Source organism: Pseudoalteromonas sp. MMG007, from assembly GCF_018100985.1.
Lineage (GTDB): Bacteria > Pseudomonadota > Gammaproteobacteria > Enterobacterales > Alteromonadaceae > Pseudoalteromonas.
In genome coordinates this window covers 94,210-111,724 of record NZ_JAGJEI010000001.1, presented here as the reverse complement: position 1 = coordinate 111,724, position 17,515 = coordinate 94,210, and the positions used below count along the sequence as shown (strand labels likewise).

At 41.2% G+C, this 17,515-nt stretch carries 15 protein-coding genes; 11 read left to right on the top strand and 4 right to left on the bottom strand.

All coding sequences use genetic code 11. From position 1 onward, the window contains the following. Positions 1-42: 42 nt before the first annotated feature. The 4 genes from rpoH to ftsY form a co-directional block, all read right to left on the bottom strand. The gene (rpoH, locus tag J8L71_RS00505; protein ID WP_013465954.1) at positions 43-906 is read right to left on the bottom strand and encodes an RNA polymerase sigma factor RpoH; all 864 of its coding nucleotides are present in this window, start codon (positions 904-906) and stop codon (positions 43-45) included. Positions 907-1,202: 296 nt separating this feature from the next. Further along, on the bottom strand, positions 1,203-2,189 hold the full coding sequence (gene ftsX / locus J8L71_RS00500; protein ID WP_210998791.1) for a permease-like cell division protein FtsX: 987 nt from the start codon (positions 2,187-2,189) through the stop codon (positions 1,203-1,205). Continuing rightward, the gene (gene ftsE / locus J8L71_RS00495) at positions 2,186-2,863 is read right to left on the bottom strand and encodes a cell division ATP-binding protein FtsE (RefSeq protein ID WP_210998790.1); all 678 of its coding nucleotides are present in this window, start codon (positions 2,861-2,863) and stop codon (positions 2,186-2,188) included. The genes ftsX and ftsE overlap by 4 nt, the downstream gene beginning before the upstream one ends. Positions 2,864-2,950: 87 nt before the next feature. Then, positions 2,951-5,032: a signal recognition particle-docking protein FtsY gene (ftsY, locus tag J8L71_RS00490; protein WP_210999334.1), complete on the bottom strand. Its 2,082-nt coding sequence runs from the start codon at positions 5,030-5,032 to the stop codon at positions 2,951-2,953. A 206-nt stretch (positions 5,033-5,238) separates the two neighbouring features. Here ftsY and rsmD point away from each other — a divergent pair, with 206 nt between their 5' ends. The 11 genes from rsmD (at position 5,239) to purD (ending at position 17,297) form a co-directional block, all read left to right on the top strand. Then, positions 5,239-5,844 carry a 16S rRNA (guanine(966)-N(2))-methyltransferase RsmD gene (rsmD, locus tag J8L71_RS00485; RefSeq protein ID WP_210998789.1) on the top strand — a complete coding sequence of 202 codons (606 nt, stop codon included), beginning with the start codon at positions 5,239-5,241 and terminating at the stop codon, positions 5,842-5,844. Positions 5,845-5,989: 145 nt separating this feature from the next. Then, on the top strand, positions 5,990-6,205 hold the full coding sequence (rpsU, locus tag J8L71_RS00480; protein ID WP_002957797.1) for a 30S ribosomal protein S21: 216 nt from the start codon (positions 5,990-5,992) through the stop codon (positions 6,203-6,205). Between the two features lie 19 nt (positions 6,206-6,224). Continuing rightward, the gene (locus tag J8L71_RS00475) at positions 6,225-6,671 is read left to right on the top strand and encodes a GatB/YqeY domain-containing protein (protein ID WP_007376027.1); all 447 of its coding nucleotides are present in this window, start codon (positions 6,225-6,227) and stop codon (positions 6,669-6,671) included. 254 nt (positions 6,672-6,925) lie between these two features. Continuing rightward, a complete protein-coding gene (gene dnaG / locus J8L71_RS00470; RefSeq protein ID WP_210998788.1) occupies positions 6,926-8,677 on the top strand; it encodes a DNA primase in 1,752 nt (583 codons plus the stop codon). A gap of 124 nt (positions 8,678-8,801) precedes the next feature. Then, the gene (gene rpoD, locus J8L71_RS00465) at positions 8,802-10,649 is read left to right on the top strand and encodes an RNA polymerase sigma factor RpoD (RefSeq protein WP_210998787.1); all 1,848 of its coding nucleotides are present in this window, start codon (positions 8,802-8,804) and stop codon (positions 10,647-10,649) included. 66 nt (positions 10,650-10,715) lie between these two features. Further along, positions 10,716-11,597 (top strand): 50S ribosomal protein L11 methyltransferase, encoded by an 882-nt coding sequence (gene prmA, locus J8L71_RS00460; protein WP_210998786.1) that lies wholly within the window; start codon positions 10,716-10,718, stop codon positions 11,595-11,597. A 281-nt stretch (positions 11,598-11,878) separates the two neighbouring features. Next, positions 11,879-12,850, top strand: a complete 972-nt coding sequence (gene dusB, locus J8L71_RS00455; RefSeq protein WP_171038382.1) for a tRNA dihydrouridine synthase DusB — start codon at positions 11,879-11,881, stop codon at positions 12,848-12,850. 19 nt (positions 12,851-12,869) lie between these two features. Next, positions 12,870-13,160 (top strand): DNA-binding transcriptional regulator Fis, encoded by a 291-nt coding sequence (fis, locus tag J8L71_RS00450; RefSeq protein ID WP_002957804.1) that lies wholly within the window; start codon positions 12,870-12,872, stop codon positions 13,158-13,160. Between the two features lie 326 nt (positions 13,161-13,486). After that, entirely contained in the window at positions 13,487-15,073 is a 1,587-nt protein-coding gene (purH, locus tag J8L71_RS00445) for a bifunctional phosphoribosylaminoimidazolecarboxamide formyltransferase/IMP cyclohydrolase (RefSeq protein WP_210998785.1), read from the top strand. A gap of 102 nt (positions 15,074-15,175) precedes the next feature. After that, positions 15,176-15,997 carry a class I SAM-dependent methyltransferase gene (locus J8L71_RS00440; protein WP_210998784.1) on the top strand — a complete coding sequence of 274 codons (822 nt, stop codon included), beginning with the start codon at positions 15,176-15,178 and terminating at the stop codon, positions 15,995-15,997. Between the two features lie 16 nt (positions 15,998-16,013). Further along, entirely contained in the window at positions 16,014-17,297 is a 1,284-nt protein-coding gene (purD, locus tag J8L71_RS00435) for a phosphoribosylamine--glycine ligase (RefSeq protein ID WP_210998783.1), read from the top strand. The last annotated feature ends 218 nt before the right edge of the window (positions 17,298-17,515 follow it).

Sequence of the window (17,515 nt, the reverse complement as noted above, 5' to 3'; positions counted from 1 at the left end):
CATTTTCATGCAGGGCTTTGTCAATTTCATTCTTTAGAGCTATTAGCTCATAGCGCTTTGCAGCTTTTTCATTGCTGTTTTCTCTAGCTGGCGAACACGCTCAGCCGATACGCTGTATTTTTCAGCAAGCTCTTGTAATGTTGCTTTGTCGTCAGATAACCAACGAGCACTTACAATGTCTTGCGAACGCTCATCCAGCGTTTTAAGTGCGCTAAATAAACGAGTATGAGACTGTTCTTGCCACTGCTGTTGTTCGATATCGTCAGCTAAGTCAGCAGAACCATCCGTTAAATATTGTACTGGAGAGTAAGTACTTGTAGGCGCGTCATCATTGTCATCGCCTGTTAAATCAAAGCCCATGTCTTGGCCGCTCATGCGCGATTCCATTTCACGTACTTCTTTTTCGCTCACACCTAGCTCACTAGCAACAGTGCTAACCTCGGCTTGATTGAACCAGCCTAAACGCTTTTTGTTTTTACGTAGATTGAAAAACAATTTGCGTTGCGCCTTTGTTGTAGCAACTTTAACTATACGCCAGTTTTTTAGAACAAACTCATGGATTTCGGCTTTAATCCAATGCACAGCAAACGACACTAAACGTACACCTACTGAAGGGTCAAATCGTTTAACTGCCTTCATAAGGCCTATATTACCTTCTTGAATAAGGTCAGCTTGTGGTAAGCCGTATCCCGAGTAGCTTTTAGCTATATGTGCTACAAAGCGTAAGTGCGACATAATGAGTTGTTTTGCAGCGCTAAGATCGCCTTCTTCCTGAAGCTTTTTAGCAAGCTCTTGCTCTTGCTCCACTTTAAGCATAGGAATAGTGCTTACCGCTTGAAGGTAACCATCCATGCTTGCGCTTTGTTGTCCGACTGTAAGTGCCATTGCGTATAAATCTTTACTCATTTTTCACCTCGGTGATAAACATTTGAAACCATCTTAGCACTCTTTACTTAAGAGTGCTAACCCCAATTTAAAACTTTTTTAAAGTATAAATCAAGTAGTTTTTTGGTATGTATTTAGTCTACTACAAGCGACTGAATAAGTGATGAATTAAGGGTTTGCAAGCAATTCGCTCCGTCGCAACACGCTATTTACAACTCATTACTTTAAGGGAGGATAGTATATAAATATGACAGTTTTAATAAACCGAAAGCGTATCCAACTTGATACTCTACGTGTATCAAGTTGAATTGGTTCATTTATACTTTGTCGGGTTCTATTTCTTTAATATACCGATTTACAGATAGGTACGAGCCAATAAAGCCTAAGCTAGTGGCAAGTAATACTAAAAAGCCAAGCTCGCTAAGCGATAAGCCAATAAGTGAAAAGCTTGTTTGATATACGCCTGCAACGCTACTCACAGCACTCGAAAGCCACCACATCATTAATCCAACACATATAAAAGCAAATAAACCGCCTATTACGCCGTACCATATACCAGTCCATAAAAATGGGGCATGTATAAACGTATTGGTTGCCCCTACAAGTTTCATTACTTGAATTTCTTCTTTTTTGTCCATAATCGACAAGCGGATAGTATTGCCAATAATGAGAGTCACTGAGGTAAGTAATAATAGTGCGATAGTTATTACACTTTCTTTGAGTAAATCAAGCAGTGCATTTAAACGCTCTAACCATGCTATATCAAGCTTTCCAAAGTCAACTTCACGTTCGCTCTCAAGCTTTGTCAAAAGTACCTTAGCAGCATTTGGTTGCCTATTACGTTTTGTTGGCGTAACCAGTACTACATCTGGTAGTGGGTTCTTGTCTAAGTATTCTAAAGCCTGCCCAAAGCCAGAAACATCTTTAAACTCAGTAAGAGCTTGTTGTTTTGAAATAAACTCTATACTTTCAACCTCTGGGTATAACGCCAAACGCTTCACCAAAGTTTGTGTTTCTTGCTCACTCATACTCTCTTTTACAAACAAAGAGATTTCACTGGCTTCTTCAAAGCCACTACTTACTTGCTGTACGTTTTTAACAACTAAATACAGTGTAGCAGGTAAAGTTAGGCTCAGCCCAAGTACAGCAATAGTCATCATTGAAGCAAGCGGTGTACGCCACATTTCACCTAAGCTATGAACACCTTGGCGAAATATATTAAGTATAAAAAAATATCCACCCGCTAATATCGACTTTTGTTGCTTATCGTTACTATTTTGACGACCTTTAAAAAGTAAACTCATAATGCTCCCTCAGCAAGCGGATCTTCAAGCATACGGCCATCTTTCAAAGTTAGGCTTCGGTACTTCATACGCGACACTAAACCAAGATCATGTGTAGCAATAAGCACAGTTGTACCGTGCTTATTAAAGTCTTCGAACAACTTTAATATTTCCATTGAAAGCTCAGGGTCGAGATTACCAGTAGGTTCATCAGCTAATAATATTGGCGGGGAGTTTACAATAGCTCTGGCAATACCTACTCGCTGCTGTTCACCACCAGAGAGCATAGAAGGATGACATTTTATTTTATCTATCAGGCCCACTTTATCAAGCGCGCCATGCACTCGTTTAGCTATTTGCTTATGATGTGTACCCTCAATAATTAGAGGTAATGCTACATTATCAAAAACGGTATAGCGCTCTAATAAACGGTGGTTTTGAAAAATAATACCAATATCACGACGAGCATAAGGAATTTGACGCGAGTTAACTTTATTCAAATCAACCCCATTAATAAACACGTTACCCGCAGATGGGCGCTCCATTAAACTAATTAGCTTAAGTAGCGTACTTTTACCGGCGCCACTGTGGCCCGTTAAAAAAGCGAGTTCGCCAGGCTTAATATGAAAATTAACCTTTTCAAGTGCACGGTGCCCGCCAGGGTAAGTTTTACTTACTTGCTGAAAATTTATCATCTTTTTATTATGCCAACGCCATTAGCTTGTTAACAGCGTTAGTAATCCTCGCAATTAAAAAGGGAGCTAGCTCCCTCTTTTGGTAAATTAAACGTCGTCCTCATCTTGGCTAAATAGCGCATCAATAAAGTCATCGCTTTTAAAAGCGCGTAAATCATCAATACCTTCACCAACACCAATGTAACGAATTGGAATATTAAACTTATCGGCAACCGCAAAAATAACACCGCCTTTTGCAGTACCATCAAGTTTTGAAAGTGTAATACCAGTTAAACCAACACATTGATTAAATAAGTTTACTTGGCTAATAGCGTTTTGACCTGTACCAGCATCAATAGTAAGCATTACTTCGTGAGGTGCATCTGGGTCAATTTTTTTCATTACACGGGCTATTTTTTCAAGCTCTTGCATTAAATTATCTTTATTTTGCAAGCGCCCAGCTGTATCAGCAATTAATACATCAACATTACGCGCTTTCGCGGCTTGAAATGCATCAAATACTACCGACGCGCTATCTGCACCTGTGTGCTGTGCAATAACCGGAATACTGTTACGTTCACCCCAAACCTGTAACTGTTCTACAGCTGCGGCCCTAAACGTATCTCCTGCGGCAAGCATGACCGATTTACCTTCGTTTTGAAATTGCTTAGCTAGCTTACCAATCGTGGTTGTTTTACCAACTCCGTTCACACCGACCATTAAAATAACAAACGGCTTTTTATCTTTATTGATAACTAAAGGCTGCTCAGCAGTTTTTAGCATCGCAGCCATTTCTTGCTTCATTAGCTCATATAAGGCATCACCATCTTTAAGCTGCTTTCGATCAGCTGCATCAGTTAAACTATCGATTAACTTCATGGTGGTATCAACACCTAAATCGGCGGTAAGTAGCTGTGTTTCAAGATCTTCAAATAACTCGTCATCAATTTTTTTACCACTAAAGATTGAAGCAAAGCCAGAGCCTATATTTACACGAGTTTTTAATAAGCCTTTTTTAAGACGAGAGAAAAACCCTTCTTTTTTTGGTTTTTCTGCTTGTTTTGCTTCATCTTTTGCAAGCTCAGCAGTAAGACGTTCTTGCTCTAAGCGTTCATTCTCGATTTCTTCAGCTGCAATGCGTTCTTGCTCTAAACGTTCATTCTCGGCTTTTTCAGCTGCAATGCGTTCTTGCTCTAAACGCTCATTCTCAGCTTTTTCAGCTGCAAGTCGTTCTTGCTCTAAACGTTCACTCTCGACTTTTTCAGCTGCAAGCCGTTCTTGCTCTAAACGTTCATTCTCGGCTTTTTCAGCTGCAAGCCGTTCTTGCTCTAAACGTTCATTTTCGGCTTCTTCAGCGGCAAGTCGTTCTTGTTCTAAACGCTCATTCTCGGCTTTTTCAGCTGCAAGTCGTTCTTGTTCTAAACGCTCATTCTCGGCTTCTTCAGCGGCAAGTCGTTCTTTCTCTAAACGTTCACTCTTAACTTTTTCAGCCGCAATACGCTCTTGCTCTAAGCGTTCATTCTCAACTTTTTCAGCGGCTATACGTTCTTGCTCTAAACGCATTTGAGCTTCTTGCTCAGCTAGGCGCTGCTCTCGTTCTTGTCGTTGTATCTCAGCATCAGCCTGCTCTTTTGCAAGCAATTGTGCATTTGCTTTATCTATTGCAAGCTTTTCTGCATTTGCAGCTTCTTGCTCTTGGAGACGAACTCGCTCTAATCGCTCCGACTCTGCTTTTTCTGCAGCAATGCGCTCCTGCTCTAAGCGCATTTGTGTTTCTTGCTCAGCTAGCCGTTTAGCTTGTTCTTGCTTTTGCGCTGCTGCATCAGCATCTTGCTTTGCTAATAATTCGGCATTAGCTTGCTCTATAGCTCGTTTTTCGGCTTGTTCTGCTTCATATAGGCGTTCTTGCTCAAGCTTTTGTGCTTGCTCTTGTGCTAGCTTTTCTTGAGCTAAACGTTCAGCTTCAGCCTGCTCACTAGCTATACGCTCCTGCTCTAAACGCTCAGTCTCTGCTTCTGCTTGTAAACGCTCAGCCTCAGCCTGCTCTGCTGCTATACGTTCTTGCTCAGCTTTTTCGGCTTGCTCTTGCGCTAATGCTTGTTGTTTATCAGCTTCTGCTTTTTGCTCTGCTTCTTTTTTATCTGACTTGCCAAAACCGAACCACGACATGAATTTACTTTTTTTTGCCATACTTGCTAATAACCACTTATAAAAATCTGATAAACTAAAATTTGAAATAGCTTGGCGATGCCTAGCAATCGATGCTAGTAAAACAACCATTCAAAACGTAAGTGCTCCATAGTAACACTTTTCATACGGTTGAAAAATGAAGCTACACGTAATCTGCTGCAATATTATCTGAGCTAGATACCATATACCATTTTTTAGTGAGCTAAATGAGAAATAAAACGTCACAAAATAAAGCTATTAGCAAATCCAGCGATGGTTTTATAAGAGTTATAAGCGGCCAATTTAGAGGCCGTAAATTGCCAGTCAAAAATGTAGAAGGTTTACGCCCGACCACCGATAGAATTAAAGAAACGGTGTTTAACTGGTTAATGCAAGATACCCGCGACGCTAATGTACTTGATTGTTTTGCAGGTTCTGGCGGGCTCGGTTTTGAAGCGCTCTCACGTTTTGCAAAAAGCACCACCTTCATTGAACTAGATAAGTTTGCGGCTAAACAATTAGAACAAAACATCAGCACCTTAAAGCTTGAAAATGCACAGGTAAAACACACTAATTCTTTGAGTCATTTAGAACAAAAAAATACAAATGAGGCATTTAATTTAGTATTTGTTGACCCGCCGTTTCGCAAAGATTTAGCACAAACAACATGCGATTTATTAGAAAAAAACCAATGGCTAAGCAGCGAAGCACTCATTTATGTAGAAGTAGAAACCGAGTTAAGTACGTTTCAACAACCCAATAACTGGCTGTTAATAAAAGAAAAAAAGGCGGGGCAAGTGTTCTGCAGGCTATATCAACGTCAATCAAATTAATACTGTTTTAGATGATGCGTTTCTGTTAATATTATCCTTTACATGTGGTGTTGCTTCGGATTACAATACCGCACCATTTTTGAACCACTTGATCAATGTTTGATCAACTTGAGCAACGCTCATAATTTAGGTAGGTGAATTTTTAATGCCAGTAATTAAAGTAAGAGAGAACGAACCGTTTGACGTAGCACTTCGTCGCTTCAAGCGTTCATGTGAAAAAGCAGGTATCCTTTCAGAAGTTCGTCGTCGCGAGCACTATGAAAAGCCAACAGCTGAGCGTAAGCGTAAAAAAGCTGCTGCAGTTAAACGTCACATGAAAAAACTTTCTCGTGATAACGCACGTCGCGTTAAATTATACTAATATATTAGGTCTTGTATAAATGAGCCTTTTAATAACGCTAAAAGATGCGCAAAAAGATGCGATGCGAGCTAAAGACAAACAACGTCTTAACCCTATTCGTATGGTACTTGCTGCTATCAAGCAACGTGAAATTGACGAGCAAATTACACTAGACGACGCGGGTATTACCTCAGTTATAGTGAAGCTTGTTAAACAACGTCGTGACTCTTACACTCAGTACAAAGATGCTGGGCGTGATGATTTAGCTGATATTGAAGCCAATGAAATAGTAGCACTTGAAACTTTTTTACCTCAACAATTGAGTGAAGAAGAAATAATTGCTCTCATTGATGCGGCTATTGCTGATACTAACGCAGCAGGTATGCAAGACATGGGTAAAGTAATGGGTATAATCAAAAGCAAAGCTGAAGGTCGCGCCGATATGGGCAAAATCTCTGGTTTAATTAAGCAACGATTAACTGCCTAACATACGCCCACATACATTAAAGTATGATTGAAGCAAACCGAGCCTAGCGCTCGGTTTCTTTGTTTTTAGCTTTAATTAACCTAACAACAAGCTAATTAGATACGCTTACATGTTTCGATTTAACTATTGAAATTTATGTGTACTGCCCTATTTATTTACAGTATGTTTTGGTAAGTTAAATAGGCTTTATTTGGCACTAAACGTACATTTCGTTTTCGTTATTCTTCTTATTATCTCAGGACTTTATTTTACTAATGGCTGGAAAGATCCCACGTAATTTTATAGACGATTTACTTGCCAGAACCGACATTGTCGAACTCATCGACTCTAAAGTTGGCCTTAAAAAAGCCGGTAAAGATTATCAAGCCTGCTGTCCATTTCATAACGAAAAATCGCCCTCATTTACTGTATCGCAAGACAAGCAGTTTTATCATTGTTTTGGCTGTGGTGCGAATGGCAATGCAATATCGTTTGTTATGGAGTACGACAAACTAGAGTTTGTTGATGCCATTGAAGAACTTGCCAGTTTATTAAACTTAGATGTACCACGAGAACAAGGTAACAGCTCAGCTCCGGAGCGCACAGCAGCCCAAAAACGCTCAGACTACGATTTAATGCTGCACACTGCGCGATTTTATCAGCACCAATTAAAGCACCATAGTAACTCAGCAGCTGTAATTGAGTATGTTAAAGGCCGTGGTTTAAGCGGCGAAACTGTTAAAAAGTTTATGATTGGTTACGCCCCAAGTGAATGGGATGGATTATGTTTACAGCTTGGCCGTAACAAAGAACAAAAAGAGCAATTAGTAGAACTAAAACTTGCCTCTGAAAAAACGCCTGGTAGACAGTTTGATTTTTTCCGCGACCGGTTAATGTTCCCTATACGCGATAAACGTGGACGCGTTATTGCCTTTGGCGGACGTGTAATGCAGGCAGACCAAGGTCCAAAATACCTAAACTCTCCTGAAACTCGAATATTTCATAAAGGCTTTGAGCTATATGGGCTATATGAAGCAAAGCAAGCTCATAAAAAACTCGACCATGTAATGATTGTAGAAGGTTATATGGACGTCGTTGCGCTTGCAGAACAAGGAATTGAATACGCTGTTGCCGCACTAGGGACCGCAACCACAAGCGAACATATGCACACTTTGTTTAGAACCACAGACAAGGTAATTTGTTGTTACGATGGCGACAGAGCTGGCCGTGATGCTGCATGGCGAGCGCTTGAAAACGCACTCCCTTATTTAAACGACGGTAAAGCATTACAGTTTGCATTTTTACCTGACGGTGAAGACCCTGATTCCCTCGTACAAAAAGAAGGGAAAGAGCAATTTGAACAACGCCTTAGTCAAGCAGATGACTTTACCAAGGTACTATTTAACAAACTTAGCCAAGAAGTTGATTTAACACTCGACTCCGGTAAAGCTAAATTACTAAGTGCTGCGCTGCCTCTTATTGAAAAAATTCCGAGTGAGTTTTATCAAGAAAATATTTTGGAACAATTAGGGCGCTTGATTGGTCGAACTCGAGAGCAACTTAATAGCCGCTTAAAAACACCAAAGCAACAACACTCTATTGAACGAAAATTTAAAATAACGCCTATGCGTCAGGCAATCGGCATATTAATTCAGCACCCTGATTTAGCCAAAAGCGTGCCGTACTTACCAGAGCTTGCGCAAATGAATATTGCTGGCATTGGTTTATTACTTCGACTACAAGAGCAAGCTTTGCAAAAAGAAGAAGTAACTACCGCTCAGTTGCTCGAGTGTTTTAGAGATACGGATGACTACGAGCCATTAATTAAGCTTGCAACATGGCAACATCAAATAAATGAAGAGCGTTTAGAGACTGTTTTTAAAAATACTTTTAAATTTATTGAAGATCAGTGTTTAAATTATCGACTCGAGACCCTATTAATAAAGGACAAGACACAAGGTCTTAATAGCGACGAAAGACTTGAATGTCATTTGCTAATGACAGCGTTAAAAGCCACTAACAGCTAGTCAGATTTGATTTAAACTGTTATACTGTGCTATTCACTGCGTCACATTATTCTAGTTGGCTTTAATGCAAACTACATGATGGCGCCTGTTGTATCAACTTATCAGAGTGGAAGAAACAATCTCTATGGATCCAACTCCTCAGTCACAATTAAAACTTCTGATTCAAAAAGGTAAAGAGCAAGGCTACTTAACTTTTGCAGAAGTAAATGATCACCTTCCACAAGACATTATAGACTCAGATCAAGTAGAAGATATCATTAGCATGATTAATGACATGGGTATCAAGGTTAGCGAAAACGCGCCTGATGCCGATGAATTAATGATGCAAGAAACAACGACAGACGAAGACGCAGCAGAAGCTGCCGCTGCAGCACTTGCAACTGTAGAAAAAGAAATCGGCCGCACAACGGATCCGGTTCGCATGTACATGCGCGAAATGGGTACTGTTGAACTTCTAACACGTGAAGGCGAAATTGTAATCGCTAAGCGTATTGAAGAAGGTATCAACCAAGTACAGATTTCTGTTGCAGAGTACCCTGAAGCAATTACTTACCTGCTAGAGCAGTGGGATAAGTTTGAAGCTGAAGAAATGCGCTTAAGCGATATTATCGTTGGATTTATTGATCCTAACGAAGATGACGCGCCAATATCAGCGACTAACATCGGTTCAGAATTAAGTGAAAAACAACTTGATGACGATGATGACAACGATGACAAAGACAGTGACGATGATGAAGACGAAGAAGAAGTAGATACTGGCCCAGATCCTGAAGAGGCACGTGTACACTTTGAAAACTTACGTGATTTATATAACAAAGCACGTGATACGTTTGATTCTAAAGGTCGTTCACACCCTGAGTCTCAAGCTGCTATTTTCGAAATTGGCGAGTTGTTCAGAACATTCAAATTAGTACCTAAACAGTTTGATCGCATGGTTAATAACATGCGTGAAATGATGGACAGAGTTCGTATTCAAGAACGTCTTATCATGAAACAAGCGGTACAAATTGCTAAGTTACCTAAGAAAACGTTCATTAAGCACTTTGCTAATAATGAAACTGATGCTTCTTGGATTGACGTAGAAATCAGTGCTAATGAAAAGCATTCGACCAAGCTTGAAGAGGTTAAGCCTGAGATAATTCGTTGTATCAACAAATTATCTGTTATCGAGCAAACAACAGGTTTAAGCATAGAGCGTATTAAAGACATTAACCGTAGAATGAGCATTGGTGAAGCGAAAGCCCGCCGTGCGAAAAAAGAAATGGTTGAAGCTAACTTACGTCTTGTAATCTCAATTGCTAAAAAATACACAAACCGTGGCTTACAGTTCTTGGATTTAATCCAAGAAGGTAACATTGGCTTAATGAAAGCGGTAGATAAGTTTGAATACCGCCGTGGTTATAAGTTCTCAACTTATGCTACGTGGTGGATACGCCAAGCAATCACTCGCTCAATTGCTGACCAAGCAAGAACAATCCGTATTCCGGTACATATGATAGAAACGATTAATAAACTTAACCGTATTTCTCGTCAAATGTTACAAGAAATGGGTCGTGAGCCAAATCCAGAAGAATTAGCAGAACGCATGATGATGCCTGAGGATAAAATCCGTAAGGTACTTAAAATTGCCAAAGAGCCAATTTCAATGGAAACACCAATCGGTGATGATGAAGATTCGCACTTAGGTGACTTTATCGAAGATACCACTATTGATTCGCCAATTGACTCGGCAACAATGGAATCTCTTCGTGGCGCAACTAACGATGTACTAGCGGGCTTAACAGCGCGTGAAGCTAAAGTACTACGTATGCGTTTTGGTATTGATATGAATACCGACCACACCTTAGAAGAAGTAGGTAAGCAATTTGATGTAACACGTGAGCGTATTCGTCAAATAGAAGCGAAAGCGCTGCGTAAATTACGCCACCCTTCTCGCTCAGATTTACTGAAAAGCTTTTTAGACGCTAAATAATTTAGCGCTTCATATAAACTAAAAAGGCCGCTGTAGCGGCCTTTTTTCTATTTCAAGGAAACAACCATGGCTTGGATCCAAATCCGTATCAATGCCAACGCCGCAACCGCAGATGCTGTAAGCGACTTACTAATGGAAGCAGGCAGCGCCTCTGTTACTTTTATTGACGCAAAAGACACGCCTATTTATGAGCCTAAAATTGGCACTGTCGAGTTTTGGGCAGACACTACTGTAATTGGCCTGTTTGAAGCTAATCACGATATGAACGCTGTGGTTGCATTATTAAAGCGCCATGATGAAATTAAAGACTCGCTTGTATATAAAATTGAGCAACTCGAAGATAAAGACTGGGAGCGTGAATGGATGGATAATTTCCACCCTATTCAATTTGGCGAAAAACTATGGATATGCCCAAGCTGGCGCGACATTCCTGACCCTGATGCTGTTAATGTATTACTTGATCCAGGCCTTGCATTTGGTACCGGTACGCATGCAACAACAGCTCTATGTCTTAAATGGTTAGAAAGCCAAGACCTAACAGGTAAAACCGTAGTGGACTTTGGGTGTGGCTCAGGTATTTTAGGTATCGCTGCTATTAAACTTGGCGCTGAGCGCATGATTGGGATTGATATTGATCCGCAAGCACTTGAAGCAAGCTTAGATAATGCTAATCGTAACGGCGTTGCAGACAAGTTAGAAGTGTATCTTCCAGAAAACCAACCTGAGTTTACCGCCGATATAGTAGTGGCTAATATTTTAGCGCAACCACTTCGCGAATTGCACAGTGTGATTTTAGGTTTGCTAAAGCCAGGTGGCAAAATTGCCATGTCAGGTATTTTAGAAGAACAAGCTCAGTCAGTAGCTGATATTTATGCACCCTTTATTGAGCTAGATGATATTGCCATTGAAGGTGATTGGACGCGAGTTAGCGGCGCTAAAAAAGCCTAACAACTGATAAGAGCAAATTTAGAGTATTAACTCAAAACCCGCATGTAAAGCCTGTATTTAACAGGCTTTACTATTTTTTTACATATTATTTTTTTTCTAATTATTGTGTAAAAAATAAAACCTGTATAAATTTCAAACAAATCAACCTACTTGTCATGCGGTTATCAAATGTCAATACGAAAAGGGCAAAAAAAAGTCACTTTTGTTCAATTTATAGCCTTTGATTTTTCCTAAAAAAACCGTAAACTTAGCGCCCCTTGAAAAGAGGCCTATTGAATACAGTGCGTATCGGTTCATACCAACTTGAGAATAATGTAATAGTCGCGCCAATGGCAGGTATTACAGACAGACCATTTAGACAACTTTGTCGCCGTTTAGGTGCGGGGCTAGCTGTGTCTGAAATGCTATCGTCAAACCCTAAGGTTTGGAAAACTGAAAAGTCGATGAACCGTATGGATCACAGCGGTGAATCGGGTATACGCGCGGTGCAAATTGCAGGAGCAGATCCTGAGCTTATGGCGCAGGCCGCACAATTCAATGTTGCAAACGGTGCACAGATCATAGATATCAATATGGGGTGCCCAGCAAAAAAAGTGAACAAGAAACTCGCAGGCTCTGCCTTATTACAGTTTCCTGAACTTGTGGAAGAGATAGTTGATGCAGTGGTAAATGCTGTTGATATCCCAGTCACACTTAAAATCCGAACAGGATGGGATCAGGATAACCGTAATGGTGTAGAGATTGCGAGAATAGCTGAGCGTTATGGCATAGCCTCACTTGCCGTACATGGGCGCACACGCGCATGCATGTACAAAGGTGAAGCAGAATATGACACGATTAGGGATATAAAACGCTCAGTGTCGATACCTGTTGTTGCAAATGGCGATATTACATCACCAGAAAAAGCAAAGCAGGTTTTGGACTATACGGGTGCAGATGCCATTATGATTGGCCGAGCCGCCCAAGGTCGCCCTTGGATATTTAGGGAGATAGACCACTATTTGCGAACTGGAGAACACTTACAGCCGCCTGCTATTTCAGAGGTACGCAGTATTTTAATGGAGCATTTAGAAAACCTCCATGCGTTTTACGGTGAGCCAATGGGAGCGCGGATTGCTCGCAAACATGTATCTTGGTATTTGCAAACCCATGACAGTGATGGTCAGTTTAGGCGAGTATTTAATGCGCTCGACAACCCACAGGCACAGGTTGACGCATTAAAGCAATACTTTAAAACACTAGCAGCTAACTAAGAAAGAAAGAGATTAAATAATGTTCGAACAAAACGTGACTTCTCCATTTATCACAAACCCTCATGTTCAGTCACACGAGAAACCGCAGCCATTGCGTGATGCAGTAAAGAAAGCTGTTCACCACTATTTAAAGCAGCTTAACGGTCAAGATGTGCAAGACGTTTACGACCTTGTTCTTTCAGAGCTAGAAGCGCCATTACTTGAAGAAGTAATGACATACACACGTGGCAACCAAACTCGTGCGGCAATTTTACTAGGTATCAACCGTGGTACTTTACGTAAAAAGCTTAAAAAATACGGCATGAACTAATACCAATTATATTGAAAGCGTAAGCATTCTAACGAGCTAAACAAGCCCATAACGGCGTTAAAAATTTCTTATGTAGAATAACTACACTGTAAAATTTTTGCCTTGTTATAGACTTGTTTTTCTATCGTTATAACTGCTTACTAATCCAATACAATTGGTATCATGCAAAAAAAAGCACCTTTGGGTGCTTTTTTTATGCCTGCAATTTATTAACCAAATTGCAAAATGCTCACGCATATTGGCGCTTTATAAGTCGTTTTTTGAGTAGTAATCAGTTAAAATGCCCGCTTCTAAGCTAGCTCATTAACTGAGGAAATCAAACTACAATGGATACTCATCGTCCCATTCGTCGCGCACTATTAAGTGTGTCTGATAAAACCGGTATTGTTGAATTTGCCCGCGCACTTGAAGCGCAAGGTGTAGATATTTTATCAACTGGCGGTACGTGTAAACTCCTTGCTGATAACGGCATAAAAGTGACTGAAGTATCAGATCACACAGGTCATCCTGAAATCATGGATGGTCGCGTAAAAACCCTTCACCCTAAAATTCACGGCGGCATTTTAGCTCGTCGCGGACAAGATGAAAGCGTAATGGCAGATAACAACATCTCTGCTATCGATATTGTTGTAGTTAACTTATACCCCTTTGCGAATACTGTCGCTCAAGAAAACTGCAGCCTTGAAGATGCTATTGAAAACATTGATATTGGCGGTCCGACAATGGTTCGCGCAGCCGCAAAAAATCACAAAGACGTAACGATTGTGGTAAACGCAAGCGATTACGAGCGTGTGATTAGCGAAATGCAAAACAACAATGGCTCAACTACGTATAAAACACGTTTTGATTTAGCCATTGCAGCCTATGAGCACACAGCTCAATACGATGGCATGATTGCTAACTACTTTGGTAAAATGGTTCCTGATTACACTGAAGAAGCCGTTGAAGACACTAAATTCCCACGTACTATCAATATGCAATTCACTAAAAAGCAAGATATGCGTTACGGTGAAAACTCACACCAAGATGCTGCTTTTTACGTTGAAAACGATGTAAGTGAAGCATCCGTTGCAACAGCTACTCAGCTACAAGGTAAAGCGCTTTCGTTTAATAATATCGCAGATACCGATGCCGCACTTGAGTGTGTTAAAGAATTTGATGTACCTGCGTGTGTTATTGTTAAACACGCAAACCCATGTGGTGTTTCAATTGGCGACGATATCCTTAGCGCTTATGAACGTGCATTTAAAACAGACCCAACATCAGCGTTTGGCGGCATTATTGCCTTTAACCGTGAGCTTGATGCAGCCACAGCACAAGCCATTGTTGACCGCCAATTTGTTGAAGTGATTATTGCCCCTAGCATTTCAAGCGAAGCAGCAAAAATTGTTGAAGCTAAAAAGAACGTACGCTTATTAGAGTGTGGACAATGGACTGGCAAAGCAACGGGCCACGACATTAAACGCGTAAACGGCGGTGTTTTAGTACAAGATCGTGATTTAGGCATGGTTACCCAAGGCGACTTAAAAGTAGTGTCTAAGCGCCAGCCTTCTGAGCAAGAACTTAAAGATTTACTATTTTGCTGGAAAGTCGCTAAGTTTGTTAAATCAAATGCGATTGTTTATGCCCGCGACGGTATGACTATCGGCGTAGGCGCAGGCCAAATGAGCCGTGTTTACTCTGCAAAAATTGCAGGTATTAAGGCCGCTGATGAAAACCTAGAAGTGCCAGGTTCAGTAATGGCGTCGGATGCGTTTTTCCCATTCCGTGATGGTATTGATGCAGCAGCAGAGGCTGGTATTACCGCTGTAATCCAACCAGGTGGCTCAATGCGCGATGAAGAAGTTATCGCCGCAGCTGACGAAGCTGGTATGGCCATGGTGTTTACTGGCATGCGCCATTTCCGCCACTAATCACACAAAGGGTTAAACACAGCGTTTAACCCTTTTTGTTTGCAATCAATTCACGTATTCTGGTTATTCTATAACCTTAATTTTGATGTGAAGGAACAAACGATGAAATTTGCACTTAAGACCTTACTAGTAGCCTCGCTATCGCTCACTTCCACAGTGGCACTTAGCCACAATCATGAGTCGAGCCTTAGCCATGCAGTTCAATCAAGCGAACGTAGCGCTAAAAATAGCGCTCGTGATGAATATCGTCACCCTGAGCAAACATTGGCATTTTTTGGTTTTAAACCAACAATGACCGTTGTTGAAATTGCGCCAGGCGGTGGTTGGTACAGTGAAATTTTAGCGCCAGCGCTTAAAGAGCAAGGCCTGTATTATGCTGCGCATTTTCCTAGCGATTCATCTGTAGGTTACTACCAGCGCTCTCTAGCTGCCTTTAAGAAAAAAGTAGCCGAAGACGAGCGCTTTAGTAAAGTAGAAGTTTCTGAATTTGCCCCTTTAACACACACTGATATAGCCCCAGCGGGTACAGCCGATATGGTATTAACCTTTCGTAACGTACATAACTGGTACATGGGGAAAGACACTGAGGGCGCATTAAGTGCATTTAAGTCTTTTTACACAGCGCTAAAACCAGGTGGCACATTAGGTGTAGTTGAGCATCGCTTAGATGAAAGCCGTGCTGATGAGGATCAAAAATCAACAGGCTACATGAAGCAAAGCTACGTAGTCGACTTAGCTAAAAAAGCTGGGTTTGAACTGGTTGCAACAAGTGAGATTAACGCAAATCCAAAAGATACAGCCGACCACCCTAAGGGAGTGTGGACGCTACCACCTAGCTTACGTCTTGGCGAAAAAGACGCTGACAAATACAAAGCTATTGGTGAAAGTGACCGTATGACGCTGAAATTTAAAAAACCGCTTTAAATAGGAATAGTACGCCATGAATGTATTAGTCATTGGCAGCGGCGGCCGCGAACACGCACTTGCGTTTAAGGCCGCTCAAAACAGCAAAGTAAACACAGTTTTTGTAGCCCCAGGTAATGCAGGCACTGCGCTTGAGCCTAAATTAGAAAACGTTGCTATTAACGTTGAAGACCTAGATGGTTTATTAAACTTTGCACAGCAAAACAATGTGGAACTCACCATTGTTGGCCCTGAAATACCACTAGTATTAGGTGTTGTAGATAAGTTTCGTGAACATAACATGGCTATATTTGGTCCAACAGCGGGCGCAGCTCAGCTTGAGGGCTCTAAGTCGTTCACCAAAGACTTTTTAGCACGCCATGCTATACCAACCGCCGATTACCAAACGTTTGAACAAATTGACCCTGCCCTTGCTTATTTAAAAGAAAAAGGTGCGCCAATTGTAATTAAAGCTGACGGTTTAGCCGCAGGTAAAGGCGTTATTGTTGCAATGACGCAACAAGAAGCTGAAGATGCTATTCGCGATATGCTCGCCGGTAATGCCTTTGGTGATGCTGGTAGCCGTGTAGTAATTGAGGAGTTTTTAGAAGGCGAAGAAGCGTCGTTTATCGTAATGGTTGATGGCAAAAACGTTTTACCGTTTGCAACTAGCCAAGATCATAAACGTGCTTACAATGGCGATGCCGGTCCAAATACAGGTGGTATGGGTGCTTACTCTCCAGCCCCAGTTGTTACCGACGAAATCCACCAGCGCATTATGAACGAAGTGATCTTCCCTACGGTAGAAGGTATGGCAAGCGAAGGCCACCCGTACACTGGTTTTTTATACGCTGGTTTAATGATTGACGAAACGGGCACCCCTAAAGTTATTGAATACAACTGTCGATTTGGTGACCCTGAAACACAACCTATGATGTTACGCCTTCAATCAGATTTAGTTGAGTTAATTGAAGCTGCTAACCGTGTAGAGCTTGATAAAACCACTATCGAGTTTGATTCGCGTGCAGCAGTAGGTGTTGTACTTGCAGCAAAAGGCTACCCAGGTGACTACCCTAAAGGTGATGCTATTTCGGGCCTTAAAGTTAACTACCCTGCTGATGAAAAAGTATTTCATGCGGGTACTAAGCAAGATGGCGAAAATGTTGTTACCGCAGGCGGACGTGTATTATGTGCAACAGCACTTGGTAATACCGTAACTGAGGCTCAGCAGCGCGCATACGAGCTGGTAAAACAAATTAGCTGGGAAGGTATGGAATATCGTACTGATATTGCCTACCGAGCGATTGCTCGCGAGCAATAGTCTGTAACTAAGTTATTGGTTTAACTTAGGGCCTGTTTATCTTTCGAGGTTAAATTTGCAGCAGTGTGTTTGGTATTTAGGCAAGGCAGAGCCTATGTAGTGTGGTTATTCCCCATAAATAGGCGATAACGCAGTATAAATACCAAACACACGCTGCACGAAGGTTCGTCCTAGGGACGATTAACTCTTTGTTGCTCGGTTTTTACTTAGCCCACTAG